The organism is Pseudomonas sp. RIT-PI-AD (assembly GCF_025642785.1).
Taxonomy (GTDB): Bacteria; Pseudomonadota; Gammaproteobacteria; order Pseudomonadales; family Pseudomonadaceae; genus Pseudomonas_T.
On record NZ_JANZKU010000010.1, the window covers coordinates 1 to 16058 of the forward strand.

15 protein-coding genes are annotated in these 16058 nt (G+C 68.7%); 5 read left to right on the forward strand and 10 right to left on the reverse strand.

Going from position 1 to position 16058, the window contains the following annotated elements; all coding sequences use genetic code 11:
* Nucleotides 1–50: 50 nt before the first annotated feature.
* Nucleotides 51–791: a histidine utilization repressor gene (hutC, locus tag OGL92_RS10700; RefSeq protein WP_263143586.1), complete on the reverse strand. Its 741-nt coding sequence runs from the start codon at nt 789–791 to the stop codon at nt 51–53.
* Nucleotides 792–958: 167 nt separating this feature from the next.
* Here hutC and OGL92_RS10705 point away from each other — a divergent pair, with 167 nt between their 5' ends.
* The 3 genes from OGL92_RS10705 (at nt 959) to OGL92_RS10715 (ending at nt 5540) form a co-directional block, all read left to right on the forward strand.
* A complete protein-coding gene (locus tag OGL92_RS10705; RefSeq protein WP_263143735.1) occupies nt 959–2647 on the forward strand; it encodes an ATP-binding protein in 1689 nt (562 codons plus the stop codon).
* Nucleotides 2644–3984 carry a sigma-54 dependent transcriptional regulator gene (locus OGL92_RS10710; protein ID WP_263143588.1) on the forward strand — a complete coding sequence of 447 codons (1341 nt, stop codon included), beginning with the start codon at nt 2644–2646 and terminating at the stop codon, nt 3982–3984. The genes OGL92_RS10705 and OGL92_RS10710 overlap by 4 nt, the downstream gene beginning before the upstream one ends.
* A gap of 245 nt (nt 3985–4229) precedes the next feature.
* On the forward strand, nt 4230–5540 hold the full coding sequence (locus tag OGL92_RS10715) for an MFS transporter (protein WP_263143590.1): 1311 nt from the start codon (nt 4230–4232) through the stop codon (nt 5538–5540).
* 190 nt (nt 5541–5730) lie between these two features.
* Here OGL92_RS10715 and OGL92_RS10720 read toward each other — a convergent pair whose 3' ends face one another.
* Nucleotides 5731–6471 carry an SDR family oxidoreductase gene (locus OGL92_RS10720; protein WP_263143592.1) on the reverse strand — a complete coding sequence of 247 codons (741 nt, stop codon included), beginning with the start codon at nt 6469–6471 and terminating at the stop codon, nt 5731–5733.
* 99 nt (nt 6472–6570) lie between these two features.
* Between OGL92_RS10720 and OGL92_RS10725 the strand changes: the two genes are divergently transcribed.
* Nucleotides 6571–7476, forward strand: a complete 906-nt coding sequence (locus OGL92_RS10725; protein WP_263143593.1) for a LysR family transcriptional regulator — start codon at nt 6571–6573, stop codon at nt 7474–7476.
* Between the two features lie 198 nt (nt 7477–7674).
* Here OGL92_RS10725 and OGL92_RS10730 read toward each other — a convergent pair whose 3' ends face one another.
* Nucleotides 7675–8664, reverse strand: coding sequence for a GTP-binding protein (locus tag OGL92_RS10730; RefSeq protein WP_263143594.1), 990 nt, complete (start codon nt 8662–8664; stop codon nt 7675–7677).
* Between the two features lie 78 nt (nt 8665–8742).
* Here OGL92_RS10730 and OGL92_RS10735 point away from each other — a divergent pair, with 78 nt between their 5' ends.
* The gene (locus OGL92_RS10735) at nt 8743–9096 is read left to right on the forward strand and encodes an NADH:ubiquinone oxidoreductase (RefSeq protein ID WP_263143595.1); all 354 of its coding nucleotides are present in this window, start codon (nt 8743–8745) and stop codon (nt 9094–9096) included.
* Between the two features lie 855 nt (nt 9097–9951).
* On the opposite strand, the gene OGL92_RS10740 is transcribed toward OGL92_RS10735, so the two are convergent.
* From OGL92_RS10740 to OGL92_RS10770, 7 genes are all read right to left on the reverse strand, one after another.
* The gene (locus OGL92_RS10740) at nt 9952–10704 is read right to left on the reverse strand and encodes an alpha/beta fold hydrolase (RefSeq protein ID WP_263143596.1); all 753 of its coding nucleotides are present in this window, start codon (nt 10702–10704) and stop codon (nt 9952–9954) included.
* Entirely contained in the window at nt 10688–11839 is a 1152-nt protein-coding gene (locus tag OGL92_RS10745) for a DUF3182 family protein (RefSeq protein WP_263143597.1), read from the reverse strand. Before OGL92_RS10745 ends, OGL92_RS10740 begins: the two co-directional genes overlap by 17 nt.
* 5 nt (nt 11840–11844) lie before the next feature.
* Nucleotides 11845–12081 (reverse strand): DUF465 domain-containing protein, encoded by a 237-nt coding sequence (locus tag OGL92_RS10750; protein ID WP_263143598.1) that lies wholly within the window; start codon nt 12079–12081, stop codon nt 11845–11847.
* Between the two features lie 28 nt (nt 12082–12109).
* The gene (locus tag OGL92_RS10755) at nt 12110–12505 is read right to left on the reverse strand and encodes a hypothetical protein (RefSeq protein ID WP_263143599.1); all 396 of its coding nucleotides are present in this window, start codon (nt 12503–12505) and stop codon (nt 12110–12112) included.
* Nucleotides 12506–12769: 264 nt separating this feature from the next.
* Entirely contained in the window at nt 12770–14020 is a 1251-nt protein-coding gene (locus tag OGL92_RS10760; protein WP_263143600.1) for a glycosyltransferase family 4 protein, read from the reverse strand.
* 6 nt (nt 14021–14026) lie between these two features.
* Nucleotides 14027–15157 (reverse strand): UDP-N-acetylglucosamine 2-epimerase (non-hydrolyzing), encoded by a 1131-nt coding sequence (wecB, locus tag OGL92_RS10765; protein ID WP_263143601.1) that lies wholly within the window; start codon nt 15155–15157, stop codon nt 14027–14029.
* A complete protein-coding gene (locus OGL92_RS10770) occupies nt 15154–16056 on the reverse strand; it encodes an SDR family oxidoreductase (protein ID WP_263143602.1) in 903 nt (300 codons plus the stop codon). Before OGL92_RS10770 ends, wecB begins: the two co-directional genes overlap by 4 nt.
* Nucleotides 16057–16058 lie beyond the last annotated feature (2 nt).

Here is a 16058-nt window from a genome sequence, read left to right on the forward strand (position 1 = left end):
TCAGGCCCGCCGGCCGCGCATTGACCCAGGTCTATGCCGCGGCGCGCGGCTCACACGCTCTGGTCGGCGTCGCCGGGTTCCGGCAGGTGGATGTGCGAGCGCAGCGCATAGCGGCTGCCGGGGTGCCAGAGCCGGGCGACGCTGACCAGACGCCCGCCGGACCAGGTGCGGCGCAGCAGCAGCAGGCAGGGATCGTCGGCGGCGATGCCCAACAGGCTCTGCTCGCGCGGGCCGGGCAGGCGCGCGCTGAGCAGGTGCTCGACGTCGGTCAGCGGGCAGGTGCGGCTGAGGTACTGGTTGGGGGTGATGCTCAGGTAGTCCTGCGCCAGGTAGTCCGGGCACAGCGCCGGGTTGACGTGGCGCTCCTCCAACTGCACCGGGACCTCGTTCTCGCAATGCACGATCAGGCTGTGGAACGCCGGCTCGCCGAGGCGCACGCCGAGCCCCTGGGCGACGTCCTGGTCGGCGATCACCTGGGCCAGGGCGATCACCCGCGCGCTGTAGGCATGGCCGCGGCTGCGGATCTCGTCGGCGATGTTGCGGATCTCGGTGAGCGGCGACTCGGCGCGGGGCTCGGCGATGTAGGTGCCGTCGCCGACGAAACGCTGCACCACGCCGGCATCGGCCAGTTCGCGGATCGCCCGGTTCACCGTCATCCGGCTTACCCCGAACTGGCCGGCGAGGCTGGTTTCCGCCGGGATGCGATCGCCCGGGCGCAGCTCGCCGGCGCGGATGGCGGCGAGGATGTGCGTCTTGATCCGCAGGTATTGCGGCTGCTCGGGAGTGTCCATGTCGCCTAGCATACCCGCGCCGGCCGTCGCTGCGCTGCATCTCCCGGCGATGCCGCATCCCCGTGCTATCGTCGCGGCTTTCCCCTACGCCTGGCCCGACCGTGCAACCGCGTACCCTGCGTATCGTCCTGTCGATTCTGTCGCTGCTCGCCGGCCTGCTGCTGGCGATGCATTTCGCCGGCCGCTACGCCGAGCGGCGGGTGCTGCGCGACGAAAGCGCCCAGGGCCGGGAACAGCTCGCGCTCTACGCCGAAGCCCTCGGCACCCTGATCGAACGCTACCGCGCGCTGCCCGCGGTGCTGGCGCTGGACCCGGAACTGAGCGCGGCCCTGGCCGGCCCGGTGGACGCCGCGACGCAGCAGCGCTTGAACCTGAAATTGGAACGGATCAACGCCGCCGCGCAGTCCTCCACCCTGGAACTGCTGGACCGCGACGGCCTGGCGGTGGCGGCCAGCAACTGGCGCCTGCCGACCAGCTACGTCGGCCACAACTACGGCTTCCGCCCGTATTTCCAGGAAACCCGCACCCAGGGCACCGGGCGCTTCTACGCGGTGGGCGTGACCAGCGGCATCCCCGGCTATTTCCTCTCCCACGCGGTGCGCGACGCCCAGGGCGGGTTCCTCGGCGCCATGGTGGTGAAGCTGGAATTCCCCGGGCTGGAGCGGGAATGGAGCCAGCGCCCGGACCTGCTGCTGGTCAGCGATGCCAAGGGCGTGGTGTTCATCGCCAATCGCCCCGGCTGGCGCTACCGCGAGTTGCAGCCGGTGGACGCGGCGGGACGCGCCGAGCTGGCCGCGACCCGCCAGTACGACCGGCAACCCCTGGCGCCACTGGCCCACCGCACCCGCCAAGCGTTCGACGCCCATAGCCGGCTGGCGCGGGTCGAGGGCCCGGACGGGGGCGCCGACTACCTCTGGCAATCCCTGCCGCTGACCACCGAAGGCTGGACCCTGCACCTGCTGCGCAACCCGCAGGACAGCGGCGGCCTGGTACGCAGCGCCAGCCTGGCCGCCGGCGGCGCCTGGCTGGCGCTGGCCTTCCTCGGCCTGTTCCTGCACCAGCGCTGGCGCCTGGGACACCTGCGGCAACGCCGCCGGGAGGAACTGGAACGCTTGGTGGAACGCCGCACCCAGGCCCTGCGCACTGCCCAGGAAGGCCTGGTGCAGGCGGCCAAGCTGGCGGCCCTGGGGCAGATGTCCGCCGCCCTCGCCCACGAGATCAACCAACCGCTGACCGCCTTGCAGATGCACCTGGGCAGCCTGCGCCTGCTGCTCGATGCGGGCCAGTTGGAGCAGGCGCAACGTGCCCTGCCGCGCCTGGAGGGCCTGCTGCAACGCATGAGCGCCCTCACCGGGCACCTGAAGACTTACGCCCGGCAGAGCCCCGATGGCCTGCGCGAGCGCCTGGAGCTGGGCCGCGTGGTGGAGCAGGCGCTGCAACTGCTGGCGCCGCGCCTGCGCAACGAGACGGTTCAGATCGTCCGCGCGCCGAGCCCGCCGGCCTGGGTCGCCGGCGATGCGATCCGCCTTGAACAGGTACTGGTCAACCTGCTGCGCAACGCGCTCGACGCCTGCGCCGGGCAAGCCGAGCCGCGCATCCGCATCGACCTGTGCCGCGACGGCGACGACTGGCTGCTGCGGGTGGCCGACAACGGCGGCGGCATCGCCGCGGCGGACCTGCCACGGGTGTTCGACCCCTTCTTCACCACCAAGCCGGTGGGCGAAGGGTTGGGCCTCGGCCTGGCGGTATCCTATGCCATCGTTCATGAACTCGGCGGTCGCCTGGAGGCCGCCAACCAGGCGGCAGGCGCGGTGTTCGCCCTGCGCCTGCCCGCCGCCCAGGAGGATTCGCGATGACCCCGTCCGTGATCGTGGTGGACGACGACGCGTCGATCCGCGACGCCATCCACGAATGGTTGAGCCTGTCCGGCTTCGCCGTGCGCCTGTACGCCAGCGCCGAGGCCTGCCTGGCCGAACTCGACGCCGAGTTCCCCGGGGTGCTGATCAGCGACCTGCGCATGCCCGGCCTCGACGGCCTGCAACTGCTGGAACGCCTGCAGGCGCTGGACCGCGAACTGCCGCTGCTGCTGATCACCGGCCACGGCGACGTGCCCCAGGCGGTGGAGGCCATGCGCCTGGGCGCCTACGACTTCATCGAGAAGCCCTTCAGCCCGGAACGCCTGCTCGACAGCCTGCGCCGCGCTCTGGAGAAGCGCCGGCTGGTGCAGGAGAACCGCCGCCTGCGCCGCCACGCCGAGGACAAGGAGCGCCTGGACGCGCGCCTGCTGGGGTTCTCCCACGCGATGGAAACGCTGCGCCGGCAGGTGCTCGACCTGGCCCAGACCCCGGTCAACGTGTTGCTGCGCGGCGAGACCGGCAGCGGCAAGGAGCGGGTCGCCCGCTGCCTGCACGACTTCGGCCCGCGGGCCGGGCGGCCCTTCGTCGCGCTCAATTGCGCGGCGATTCCCGAGCACCTGTTCGAGAGCGAGCTGTTCGGCCACGAGAGCGGCGCCTTCACCGGCGCCCAGGGCAAGCGCATCGGCCGCATCGAACACGCCGACGGCGGCACCCTGTTCCTCGACGAGATCGAGAGCATGCCCCTGGCGCAGCAGGTCAAGCTGCTGCGGGTGTTACAGGAACAGCGCCTGGAACGCCTGGGTTCCAACCGCAGCATCGCGGTCGACCTGCGGGTGGTCGCCGCGACCAAGCCGGATTTGCGCCAGGAGGTCCGCGCCGGGCGCTTCCGCGAGGACCTGCTGTACCGCCTCAACGTCGCCGAACTGAACCTGCCGCCGCTGCGCGAGCGCCGCGAGGACATTCCGCTGCTGTTCGACCAGTTCGCCCGCGCCGCGGCCGAACGCCTGGGCCGCGAGGTCCCGCCGCTCGGCCCGGCGGAGCTGGCGCGCCTGCTCGGTCACGACTGGCCGGGCAACGTGCGCGAGCTGGCCAACGCCGCCGAGCGCCAGGTGCTCGGCCTGCAGGCGCCGCTGCCGGTCGAACCGCCCCAGGCCGAGCCGGGGCTCGCCGAACGGCTAGAAGCCTACGAGGCGCAATGCCTGCGCCAGGCCCTGGCGCGCTGCCAGGGCGACATCAAGGCGGTGATGGCCTTGCTGCAACTGCCGCGCCGCACCCTCAACGAGAAAATGCAGCGCCATGGCCTGGCGCGCGGCGCCTTCCTGCCCGACGAGGACTGACGCGACCGTCCCCGCTGCCTTTGGGCGCCTGTCCTTCCGTGCCCGGGCTCCCCTTTCCTCGCGCCACATCGGCGGAATCCCGCTCATCCGCCAGCGGCGATGAGCGGGTTTCCGCTCATATAGCTCGCGTTTTCCAGGTCGAGCCGCTCTGGGACGGGCTTTTCGCGCCGTGGCACGCCTCCTGCTATCACCCCCGGAGCCTACGGTGACAGCCGTCCACAACAACAATGACCCAAGGAATTCCGATGGAATCTACAAGCAGCCTGTCCGCGCCCGTCGCTCCGCGCACCACCGCGCAACGGATCAAGTCGATCTTCAGCGGTTCGGTGGGCAACCTGGTGGAGTGGTACGACTGGTACGTCTACGCCGCCTTCTCGCTGTACTTCGCCAAGGCCTTCTTCCCCCAGGGCGACCAGACCGCGCAATTGCTCAACACCGCCGCGATCTTCGCCGTGGGGTTCCTGATGCGGCCGATCGGCGGCTGGCTGATGGGCGTCTATGCCGACCGCAAGGGCCGCAAGGCGGCGCTGCTGGCCTCGGTGCTATTGATGTGTTTCGGCTCGCTGATCATCGCCCTGACTCCGGGCTACGCCACCATCGGCGTGGCCGCGCCGATCCTGCTGGTGCTGGCGCGGCTGCTGCAAGGCCTGTCGGTCGGCGGCGAATACGGCACCTCGGCCACCTACCTGTCGGAGATGGCCACCCGGGAGAGCCGCGGCTTCTATTCCAGCTTCCAGTACGTGACCCTGATCTCCGGGCAGCTCATCGCCCTGGCGGTGCTCATCGTGCTGCAACAGACCCTGGATAACGAGCAACTGGAAAGCTGGGGCTGGCGCGTGCCCTTCCTGATCGGCGCGCTGTGCGCGGTCATCGCCCTGTTCCTGCGGCGCAACATGGATGAAACCGAGTCCTTCACCAAGAAGCACAAGACCGCGCCGAAGGAGAGCCTGCTGCGCACCCTCGCCCGCCATCCCAAGGCGGTGCTCACCGTGGTCGGCCTGACCATGGGCGGCACCCTGGCCTTCTACACCTACACCACCTACATGCAGAAATACCTGGTGAACACCGTCGGCATGAGCAAGAACGACTCGACGATGGTGTCGGCGGCCACCCTGTTCCTGTTCATGCTCCTGCAACCCCTGGTGGGCGCGCTCTCCGACAAGATCGGCCGGCGCCCGATCCTGATCGCCTTCGGTGTGCTCGGCACCCTCTTCACCGTGCCGATCCTCAGCACGCTGCACACAGTGCAGACCCTCTGGGGCGCGTTCTTCCTGATCATGGCGGCGCTGATCATCGTCAGCGGCTACACCTCGATCAATGCGGTGGTGAAGGCCGAGCTGTTCCCCACCGAGATCCGCGCCCTCGGCGTCGGCCTGCCCTATGCGCTGACCGTCTCCGTCTTCGGCGGCACCGCCGAATACATCGCCCTGTGGTTCAAGAGCGTCGGCCTGGAAAGCGGCTTCTACTGGTACGTCACCGCCTGCATCGCCTGTTCGCTGCTGGTCTACGTGCTGATGCCGGATACCCGCACCCACACCCACATGAACCACGACTGATCGCGATCGACCACGACTGAGCCGTCCTGGCTCCGGTCCCGGCGCGAGCCGGGACCTTTTTAGCGGTCCGACCCGCCGTGCTCCAGGCCCCCAGCGCCGGGTCAGCCGCCTCCCGCTTCGGCAGCTCGCCTGATGAAACTCGACCCCCGCCAGGCCCTTCCCGCCGCCCGTTGCGCGTCCCGCGTCCGCCCTAGCGCATCAAAAGCCCACCATCCACTGCGTACTGGCTGCCCGTGACATAGGTCGCGTCTGCCGATAGCAGGAAGAGCGCGACCGCCGCGGCCTCGTCGGCGGTGCCCGCCCGCCCTAAAGGGACCTGCTCGACGACGCCGTGCTCGAACCGCTGCCTGACGTCGGCATCCAGGAAATCCCTGAAGGACGTCTCTATGGGCCCGGGGACGATCGAGTTCACTCGGATCCGGCGTGGTGCCATGCTCGCCGCCCAACAGCGGGCCATCGACAACAGCGCGCCTTTCGTGGCCGCGTAGACGCTGACCAGGGGTGCCGACTCGTAGGCGGACGAAGAAGAGGTCACGACAACCGATGCCCCCGGATTCAACAGTGGGGAAAGCGCGGCCAGTTGCAGGGCGGGCCCTCGGACGTTAACCGCCATCAGCGCGTCGAAACCCTCGGCCGTCAAAGCCTCGACAGGCCCTATCCGCGCCAACCCCGCGTTGAGCCATAGCCCGTCGAGCCCTCCTCGCTTCCGGATCTCGGCTGCCAGGACGCCAGCGCTGTCGGGGTTGCCGGAGTCGCAATGCAGGACGACCGCCGCTCGCCCGAGCGCCTCCCGCGCACGATCGAGGCGCGACCTGTCGCGCCCGGTCACGATGACCCGTCCGCCCTCATCGACGATGCGCCGCGCGCCCGCCAGACCCATGCCACTCGTACCGCCCGTGATGAGTACGGTCTTCGCGCTGAATCGTCCCATGCGTCACCTCATATCCAGGGGTCGCGGACAGCATGACAGGGGCCCATTGCAACGTTAATCCGCTATTATCCGAACGGGTCGTTAAGCCAGGAATGCATAATGCGCGGCAGTGGATACGTGGAGCTGAAGGCATTCGTCGCGATCGTCGAACAGGGAAGCTTCAGGCGCGCCGCGGCTCATCTGGGGATGTCCGCTTCCGCACTCAGTCAGACGCTCAAACTGCTGGAGGAGCGCCTGGGTACCCGGCTGCTGAACCGCACGACGCGGAGCATCGCCCTGACCGAAAAGGGCACCCGTCTGCTGGAGCAGGTGGCGCCGGCGTTGACGGCGCTGGATGCAGCGATGGATCAGGCCCGCGCCTACCCGGGGGTGGTCGCCGGTCGCTTGCGGATCAATAGCACGCGCGACGCCGCCATCCATCACCTCGCTCCGCTCATCGGACCTTTTCTTCAGGCCTATCCCGGCATCGAACTCGAGGTCGTCACCGACGATCGCCTGGTGGACATCGTCGGCCAAGGCTTCGATGCCGGTATCCGCCTGGGTGAACGCCTGGAGCAAGACATGGTTGCCATCCGGATAGGCGGCCCGCTGGAAATGAAGGTGGTCGCGGCCCCCAGCTACCTGCAACGCGTTGGAACGCCCCGGGTACCCGAAGACCTGCATGGGCACCGCTGCCTCGCCTATCGACGCCCCACCGACGGCAGCCTGTACCGGTGGGAATTCGAAAAAGCGGGCAAGGCCCTGGAAGTCGCGGTCAGCGGTCCTTTGCTGGTCAACGATCCCGAGATGCTCACCCGCGTGGCTGTGGACGGCGCAGGCATCGCCTATGTGTTCGCCCATCAGGTGCAGGCACATATCGACGACGGTTCCCTGGTGCAGGTGTTGTCGGATTGGACGCCCGCCTTTGCCGGCTTCTACCTGTATTACCCTGGCCGACATCTGGTGACGGCGCCTCTCCAGGCACTCGTGCGGTTTCTTTCGCTTACCCCGCCTGACACGCCTTGAGGCGGCGACCGTCTGTTCGCCGCATGCCCCTCGCGCGCATCCTGCCTCCACGTCGTACAGGCCACGGCGGCTCGAAGAATGGCAGCGAGCACCGAACCGAGGCCGCCTCTCGCTGACGTGTTGGAACGGTGACAGACGGGCCCGGCGCAACGCAGGCAGGGGGAATTTCGCCGCCCGGCTGGCGGAAGCGGTGGCGCGTTACCGCGACGAGGGAGAGGCACCCGGCTGAAGGCGGCAGGCGGCGAAATCGCGGGACAAGGTCGTAGCCGACTGGGCGCGGGGAAAGATCAGCTCCAGCCGCGAGTCCTTGCGCCATTCGCTGGGGCGCCACGCCAGTGCCGCGCCGTCCAGGGCATTCGCCGACCACCAGGCGGACCCGTCGCGCAGCACCGCCTTGGCGCGCCGCCAGGCCAGCCCCGCCAGCCAGCGGGCCACGGCGTCCCGCTCGAACGCCTGGGAAGGATGCCAGCGCCAGCCGATGCTCCAGCCCTCGGCGCTGTCCTGTACCTGGCACAGCGGCTGTTCGGGATCGCTCCAGAGCAGCGGCAACGGCGCCGCCGCCGGGGGCAGCGCGAGTCCGTCGGACGCTGCACCGGCCCGCACACCGCTACCGGGAAGCCGCGCCAGGGGCAGCCGACCCTGCTCGGTCCAGTAGAGCGGGCTGTCCGGCAGGCGCGCGGCCAGCCGTGCCCGGGTCGCGTCATCGAGCCCTTCGGACTTGTTCAGCAGCACCAGACCGGCCTGATCGAGGGCGGCTCGTTGGGCATCGGGCAGGGCTTGCCCATCAGCCAGGGCCGCGGCGTCCAGCACCAGCACGCCCGGTTGCAGCGCCAGCACCCCGACCCAGGGCGGCTCGCGCAGGTGCCGCCGCAATTCGGCGGGATGGCCGAGGCCCGAGGGTTCGATCAGCAGGCGCTGGGGTCGCGCCTTGCGCAGCAGTCGGGCCAGGCCGACCTGGAAGGGCGCGCCGCTCACGCAGCAGAGGCAGCCGCCGGCGATTTCCGCCAGCTCGACGCCCGCGTCGTCGCGGGTCAGCAGGGCCGCGTCCAGGCCGATCCGGCCGAACTCGTTGATCAGTACCGCCCAGCGCTCGTCGGCCGGCCGCTGCATGAGCAGGTGGCGGATCAGGCTGGTCTTGCCGGCACCCAGGGAGCCGGCGATCAGATGGGTGGGGATCGCGGTGAGCATGCCCCATGGTGCCGCCTCGTGGCCGCCCTGGAAAGCGGCATGCTAGAGTCGCCGCGAAATCCTCGAGGAGCGCCAACGATGCGTGTGTGGTTACTGCCTGTGCTGTTCGGCCTTTCGTCCCAGGCCTTCGCCGAGGCCTGCGTGGTGCACAGCCAGGGCGATCAAGTGGACGTGAAGATCTGCCAGCAGAACGTGAACATCCCCAAACAGATGTTCCACGACGGCTTCTGCCAGCCGCAGCTGAAAGGCCAGAAAGTCGACGTCAGCTACGCCGAACAATGCCCGGCCGGCTCCTTCGGCGTCTGCCGCAATGCCCGGGTCGGCAGCACGCCCTACCAGCAGGATATCCATTACTACGGCGTGGCGAGCGACGCCCACTACCTCAAGCCATTCTGCGAGAAACAGAGCAAAGGCAAGTGGATGGACCGCTGAAACGCCCCAACCATGGGGGTTTCACGTGGAACCCGGGCAATCCAGCCGACGCGCTGGACTGTCCACGGGGAGTTCGAAGGTCGGCTCAGGGGCGAGCCCTGCCCGTCCGGAGGCGCGCTTTCAAGGCTCACCCGGCGCCGGAACGCTCGACCACACGGCCCGCTCCTCGGGTTCCGGTTTCCAGTGGAACGGGAAGGCATTCTCCCGGCAGGTACCGCTGACGAGCGAGGTTCCGTACCGCCGAGTCCCGCAGCCCCGCCAGGGATCGCGCTTCACCCCCCTCCGGCCCCTCGAAGAGTCGAAATCGAACGTCAATCCCGGATGAGGCACCCTCACCCAGCGGGAGGTCCTGTCGTCGAATCGGCAGCCCGGGGTCGACGACGCGTGCCTTCTTCTGCCGTCCGGGCAGCCACCTCTTGAAGCGCCACTTCGCCAACCTGGGAAGTCCCCTCCTCTCTTTGCGCTACGACGCGCCATTCATGGGCCTCGGCCCCCGCCCAGGATTTATCCACCCTGGCCGGCGTAAAGGCTCCGCACCATCGCACAGCGCGATGCTGGATACAGCCGCCCACTCGAATTCGATCCCCTCACGAATTGCTTGCGTCATGACGCGCGTCCACAGAAAAATGCGCGGCCTTCAATATGCGGATATGGCGTCCATGGCCGCTATCGCGTCGAAGGGTGCCCCCGTACCGGTCCTGTAGAGGGGTGCCCCTCATCCGCCACGTCATAGGGCGCAGGCCTTTAAAGACGATGATCAATCTCAGAAGGTTCGCGCGAAGGCCCCCTTGGCGTGCGCCGGGATTGGCGGCGGGTCGGGGCGGTTCGTCCGCGGGTTTCGACCCTGGCCGAAGCTCAGTGGGCCCCGATCCGCGAGCCGATCACCATTTCGGTGATCCAGCGCACTAAGATCGAGGTGTAGGCCTGCTGCGAGACTTCGTCGCTGAGACCGTGGTCGGCGCCGTCGACGATGCGGTGGGTCAGGGAGTGCACGCTCTGGAAGGCCGCGCGGTAGCTCATGATGGTCGGGTGCGGAACGAAGTCGTCGTGCTCGGACTCGACGATCAGCACATCCCCGCGGAAGTCGGCACAGGCGGCCAAGGCGCGGTTGTCGCCGGCCTGGATGTGGGTGCGCCGATAACGGTTCAGGTCGGCGCGGTCGAGGGCCAGCTTGGGCGCGTCCCAGTCGCTGTCGCGGTAGAGCGCGGGCACCCGCAATGCCAGCCATTTCACCGGCCGCAGGGTGGTCAGGATCGCCGACAGGTAGCCGCCGTAGCTGGTGCCCACCACGGCGATGGCCGAGGGGTCGATGGACGGGTGCGCGGCCAGTCGATCGTAGGCGGCGAGGATGTCGCGCAGGTTGTCCTCTCGGGTGACGCTGGCCTGTTCCGCCAGGGTCCGTTCGTGTCCGCGCAGGTCGAAGGTCAGGCAGATGCAGCCGAGCCCGGCGATGCCCTTGGCGCGCACCAGGTCGCGCTGCTGGCTGCCGCCCCAGCCGTGGACGAAGAGCACGCCGGGCACCTTCGATTCGGGCGTGAGCACGGTGCCGTCGATGCGCTCCTCGTCCACGGCGATCTGCACGTCGAAGATTTCACTGCGGGTTTTCATAAGCCTCCACTACTACATATTTGCCGATGAAACCGATCGAGGGGTCCTCGCCGCGGTAGAGCACGGCGGCGGACCCCGGTGCCGGGGTCTCGGCGCCGAAACGCTCCAGGGTACTGGCGCGTACCGCCGCGACCCGGGGGTCGGCGGCGAAGGCTTCCAGGGCAGCCACTTCCGCGCCGCTCGCGCCGCCGATCCGCCAGGATTGCTCCAGCACGCCGGAGCGGAAACGCCCCTCGGCGTCGTAGCCCTGGGCGACGTCGTAGTTGCGCCGCGAGGCGAAGAAGCCGTCCAGACAGGCATCCGCGGCGGCATCGTAGACCTGCGCCTGGGTCACCGCCCGCTGAGCGGGTTCAGGCAAGCCCAAGGCCAGCACGGCGGCGTAGTCGCCCCGCGCCACGATCAGCTCCGAACCGCCGTAGACCGTCTCGCCCTGGTTATCCAGGGTCAGGCTCTGGGTGCCGCAATAGCTCGCCACCCGGCCACCGACCCGCACCTGGCCGACGCTGTAGGTGACCACCTGTTCGAGGTGCTCCTCCAGCACCACGCCGTATTCGGCCAGCTCGTCGGCGTCGAGGCCCGCCAGCGCCCCCTCCAGTTGAGCGGCATCCCTGATCAGCAGTTGCCCACGCCCGGCCGTGGCGCGGACCGGTTTGAGCCGCACGGGGCCGCGCGCCAACAGCCGCTGGGCGGCGACCTCGGCATCGCCCGGGGCGAAGGCGCTGAAGCCGGCCAGGACCGATGTCCGCACGCGCTCGGCGAAGGCCGCCGACCATCCCCGTGGGGCGGCCGCCGAGGCTTCCACCAGCGGATGGGTGATGGCCTTGGTGGCCATGAAGGGCATCGGCACCACGCCGCCGAACAGGTCGCGCTCGTCGCGGATGCCCAGGCGCGCCGCCTCTTCCAGGCCGATCAGGCTGTCGGTCGGCACGTAGTAGCACCGGCCGGGCCCCGGCTGCCCGGGGAGGCAGTCGCCGGCGAAGGGCACGCCCAGCAGCGCGGCCAGGCGGCGACCGATCTCGCGATGGGAGACACGCTCGTGCTCGGTTTCCGGGAAGCGGTTGGGATAGCGCATCACCTCGGCGGGGCCGGCTTCGGTCGCCCGCTTGGCCAGTGCTGGGTCCTTGCGGCCGGCCATGGCGGTCAGCCTTCCTGCAAGGCGCGGGCGATGCGGTCCTTCAGCAGCACGCGCTCGCGCCGCCGACGGTTGAGTTCGTCGTCCTGGTCGGGATCGTCCAGCGCCTCCAGGGCGAGGATGTGGGCGTCCAGCCGCCGGTACTCGGCGACCAGACGATCGAAGGCGGGATCGACTTTGATCCGCGCCTGGGCCTGTGAATGGAACTCGGGGAAATCAAGACTGAGGTCATGCTCGACGGGCATGGCGAAGGTCCTGTTGCGGGTGGGACGCTCAGAAGCCCACGGGATGGGCTTCCTGGACGAACTCCAGGCGGCTGCCCACGGATTTGACGAAGAACGCTGCCAGTTCGGTTTCCAGGACAGCGCGGTTGATGGACGCCGCGTTGGTGCGAATTTCCTTGCTCTCCTCGTTGGGGCCGAAGGACTCGACGTGCACCACCATGTGGCTGACCGCGTTGGACTTGAGGCTGTAGGAGCTGATTTCCGTGGCTTCCTCGCTGAGGATCTTCAGCTGCAAGTAGGGATTGCCGAATTCGTCGTCGTCCGCTGTAACGGTGGCCGACAGTCCTTTTTCCTTGGCCTCGGCGGCTACGCCTTCGAACAACGGCTTGGCCACTTCATCGAGGGCACGGAGAAATTCCGGAAGAAAATGTTCGGCGGATTTCATAGCCAGCGTTTACCCCTTTGGGATGTTTCGACAGAGAAAGGGTCCTCCACGGGTCGGGCTCTCGGCCCGGAGCCATGATGCCCTTTGATTGTGTCCACAATGCCGCCACGCAGTTCCATGGGGTATCACGAATGGCGTCGCCGTCTGTCGTAGAGCGGGTCGCGGGCGGCGGCCGGTCATGGGGTGGAAACCCGATGGCGGGTTCCGATTCGGCCGTGGGTCTCGCCGCGGGCGCCGCAACGGGCGAGCGCGAGGGGCGTCGGGTCAGCGCAGGGGTGGTGAAAGCTGCTCGGACACCTTGCCCGAGCCGGTGTTGGCCAGCAGGTCTTCCAGGCGGTCGACCAGCAATTGGAAATCGAATTCGCGGCGGCTGTACTGGCGCGCGGATTCGCCCAGGCGCGCGCGAGCCTGGGGCTCCATCTGCGCCAGGCGCTCCACCGCCTCGGCCAGGCCGCGGCTGTCGCCGGAGCCGCAGGTCAGGCCGGCCTCGGCGTCGCGGATGACCCGCGCGCCCTCGCCGTCGAGCATGGCCACGATCGGCACGCCGGCGGCGAGGTAGGACTGCACCTTGCTCGGGATGGTCAGGGCGAACAGGGGGTCGGCCTTCAACGACACCAGCAGGGCGTCGGCCTGGCGGTGGAAGCGCGGCATTTCCTCGGGCGGGAAGGCGCCGAGCATGCTGACCCGCTCGGTCAGGCCGCGGCTGGCGATCTCGCTGCGCAGCCAACCGGCGATGCGGCCGTCGCCCACCAGGTACCAATGGATGTCCTGACGCGTCGCCAGCAATTCGATCGCGCCGAGGACCGCGGGAAAATCCTGGGCTTCGCCGAAGTTGCCGAGGTAGAAGACCTTGAAGGCCGGGCCGGGCAGCGGCAACGTCTCGCCGGTGAGCTCCGCGGGCTTGCGCGGCGCCTCCGCCCAGTTCGGCAGGTAGGAGATCGGCAGGTCCGGCGGCGATTGCCGGCGCAGCCGGGGAATGAACGCCTGGGACTGGGCCAGGATGTGGTCGCTGTGGGCATACACCCAGGAAACGAAGCGGTCCACCAGCTTCAGCGCCACCCGCGAGCGCACCACGCCGATGGCTTCCAGGGTGTCCGGCCAGAGGTCCTGGACCCAGAAGATCGTCGGCGCGCGCTTCAGGGCGCGCAGGATCACGCTGGGCAGGCCGATGGTGGCCGGCGAGGGCTGGAACACCAGGATGCGGTCGAAGTGCCGGCCGCGCAGCTTCCAGGCACCCACCAGCGAAGCGCCGACGGCGAAGCTGAGGTAGTTGAGGATCAACCGCAGCGCGCCCTGGTGGCGCGGCAGCATGGGCACCCGCAGGACTTCGATGGCGCCCAGGTGGTCCCAGGCGGCGGGGTCGTGGCGGTAGTCCGCGTAGACCTCGCCCTGGGGATAGTTCGGCCTTCCGGTGAGCACGCATATCTGATGGCCACGGGCGGCCAGTTCCACCGCCAGTTCGTTGATCCGGAAATTTTCCGGCCAGAAATACTGGCTAAGAATCAGAATACGCATGCTCGCTCATTCCTTGTGCCAGACCGTACGGTTCACATAGTCCGTGTAGCTGTGGAGGATGCGCAACACCTTGTCCGACACGTTATCCACATCGTAGTCCGCGACCAGCCGCAGTTGCCGCTCCGCGCCGCGGCCTTGGTCCTCGAGGATCGCCAGGCCCTGGAGCACCCGCTCCAGCACCAGCCCGACCATCATCACCGCGCCCTCTTCCACGCCCTCGGGGCGTTCGTGGGCCTCGCGCAGGTTCAGCGCGGGGAAGTTCAGCAGCGAGGATTCCTCGGTGATGGTGCCGCTGTCGGACAGCACCGCGCGGGCCTCGGCCTGCAGGCGCACGTAGTCGAAGAAACCCATGGGCTTCATCAACTGCACCCCGGCATCGAAGCTCAGGCCGAGGGCGTCGATGCGTTTGCGCGTGCGCGGATGGGTCGAGACGATCACCGGCAGGCCACTGCGCTGCGCCAGTTGGTCGAGCAGGTGGGCGAGGTTGCGCAACTGCCGCGGCGAGTCGACGTTCTCCTCGCGGTGCGCGCTGACCAGGTAGAAGCGCCCCGGTTGCAGGTCGAGCTGGGCGAGGATGGTCGAGGCGTCGATCTTCGGCCGGTAGTGGGCCAGCACTTCGCCCAGCGGGCTGCCGGTCTTGATCACCCGGTCCGGCGGCAGGCCTTCGCGCAGCAGGTATTCGCGGGCGATGTCGCTGTAGGTCAGGTTGATGTCGGCGATGTGGTCGACGATCTTGCGGTTGATCTCTTCCGGGACCCGCTGATCGAAGCTGCGGTTGCCGGCTTCCATGTGGAAGATCGGGATCTTGCGGCGCTTGGCGGCGATGGCGGCGAGGCTGCTGTTGGTGTCGCCGAGGATCAGCACCGCTTCCGGCGCTTCGCGTTCGAGCACCCCGTCCACCGCGCTGATCACCTGGCCGATGGTGGCCGCCGGGGTGTCGCGCGCGGCATCGAGGAAATGGTCCGGCTTGCGCACTTCGAGCTCGCGGAAGAACACCTCGTTGAGCTCGTAATCGTAGTTCTGCCCGGTGTGCACGATGCAGTGGTCGCAGTACTCGTCCAGGCGCGCCATCACCCGCGAGAGGCGGATGATTTCCGGCCGGGTGCCGAGGATGGTCATGACCTTGAGTTTTTTCATGGGGCCTCGCTGGCGGTACGGCGCGCGGGCGCGTAAGCCTTCAGATAATCGTCATGCATGGCCGCGACCAGGTCTTCCCAGGCCGGCGGGCTGTAGTCGAGGGCCTGGCGCAGGCGCGTCGAATCCAGGGAGCGATCCAGGCGCGGCTGTTCCACGCGCTGGATCTCCACCCGATGACCATAGACGCTGGCCAGCAAGCGCAACAGCCGGTCCTTGTCGATCGGCTCCACGCTGAGCTGGTAGAGCCCCTGCAGATCGGGCGTCGGCAACACCTTGTCGGCCAGTACCCGCGCCACTTCCACCGTGGGCAAGCCGGAGAACACGACGCCGGCGTAGCCAGATACCGCGCCCCGGGTGGAGAGGAACCAGTCCACCAGGCTGACCCGGGTGCTCACCTCGTGGCCGATCAGCGAAGTGCGCAGGGTCAGGTGACCGCCGTAGTCCACTTCACCAAGGCGCTTGGAACGCCCGTAGAGGTCGTCGGCGTCGGCGAGATCGGTTTCCCGGTAACCGCCGCGGGTACCGTCGAACACGCAATCGGTGGAAATGTGGATCAGCCGCGCGCCCACCGCACTGCACGCCTCGGCCAGGCGATGGGGAAACAGCGCGTTGATCTCGATGGCGGCGGCCGGCCGCTTGGCCTCGTCGAGCTGCTTGATCAACCCGACGCAGTTGATCACCGCCTGGGGCGCCAAGCGTTCGATCAGGGCCTGCAGGTGCGCCGGACGGGTGGCATCGATGCCGCCATGCAGCTGCACCGCCGCCGGGCAGGCGTAGCCGTCGGGCAGGCCGGTGCCGCGCAGGGTGCCGTGCACTTCGTAGCGCGTGTCCGCGCCCAGGCGGCGCAGCAGGGTGTAGCCGAGCATGCCGCTGGCGCCGACGATCAGGACCTTGGTCATGC

Excerpts from the sequence above, each read along its gene's own strand:
- OGL92_RS10750 (WP_263143598.1), bottom strand. The coding sequence starts at position 12,081 with ATGCCCGTCGAGCATGACCTCAGTCTTGATTTCCCCGAGTTCCATTCA.
- OGL92_RS10770 (WP_263143602.1), bottom strand. The coding sequence starts at position 16,056 with ATGACCAAGGTCCTGATCGTCGGCGCCAGCGGCATGCTCGGCTACACC.
- OGL92_RS10715 (WP_263143590.1), top strand. The coding sequence starts at position 4,230 with ATGGAATCTACAAGCAGCCTGTCCGCGCCCGTCGCTCCGCGCACCACC.
- OGL92_RS10755 (WP_263143599.1), bottom strand. The coding sequence starts at position 12,505 with ATGAAATCCGCCGAACATTTTCTTCCGGAATTTCTCCGTGCCCTCGAT.
- OGL92_RS10720 (WP_263143592.1), bottom strand. The coding sequence starts at position 6,471 with ATGGGACGATTCAGCGCGAAGACCGTACTCATCACGGGCGGTACGAGT.
- OGL92_RS10725 (WP_263143593.1), top strand. The coding sequence starts at position 6,571 with ATGCGCGGCAGTGGATACGTGGAGCTGAAGGCATTCGTCGCGATCGTC.
- hutC (WP_263143586.1), bottom strand. The coding sequence starts at position 791 with ATGGACACTCCCGAGCAGCCGCAATACCTGCGGATCAAGACGCACATC.
- OGL92_RS10710 (WP_263143588.1), top strand. The coding sequence starts at position 2,644 with ATGACCCCGTCCGTGATCGTGGTGGACGACGACGCGTCGATCCGCGAC.
- OGL92_RS10745 (WP_263143597.1), bottom strand. The coding sequence starts at position 11,839 with ATGGCCGGCCGCAAGGACCCAGCACTGGCCAAGCGGGCGACCGAAGCC.
- OGL92_RS10740 (WP_263143596.1), bottom strand. The coding sequence starts at position 10,704 with ATGAAAACCCGCAGTGAAATCTTCGACGTGCAGATCGCCGTGGACGAG.
- wecB (WP_263143601.1), bottom strand. The coding sequence starts at position 15,157 with ATGAAAAAACTCAAGGTCATGACCATCCTCGGCACCCGGCCGGAAATC.
- OGL92_RS10730 (WP_263143594.1), bottom strand. The coding sequence starts at position 8,664 with ATGCTCACCGCGATCCCCACCCATCTGATCGCCGGCTCCCTGGGTGCC.
- OGL92_RS10705 (WP_263143735.1), top strand. The coding sequence starts at position 959 with ATGCATTTCGCCGGCCGCTACGCCGAGCGGCGGGTGCTGCGCGACGAA.
- OGL92_RS10760 (WP_263143600.1), bottom strand. The coding sequence starts at position 14,020 with ATGCGTATTCTGATTCTTAGCCAGTATTTCTGGCCGGAAAATTTCCGG.
- OGL92_RS10735 (WP_263143595.1), top strand. The coding sequence starts at position 8,743 with ATGCGTGTGTGGTTACTGCCTGTGCTGTTCGGCCTTTCGTCCCAGGCC.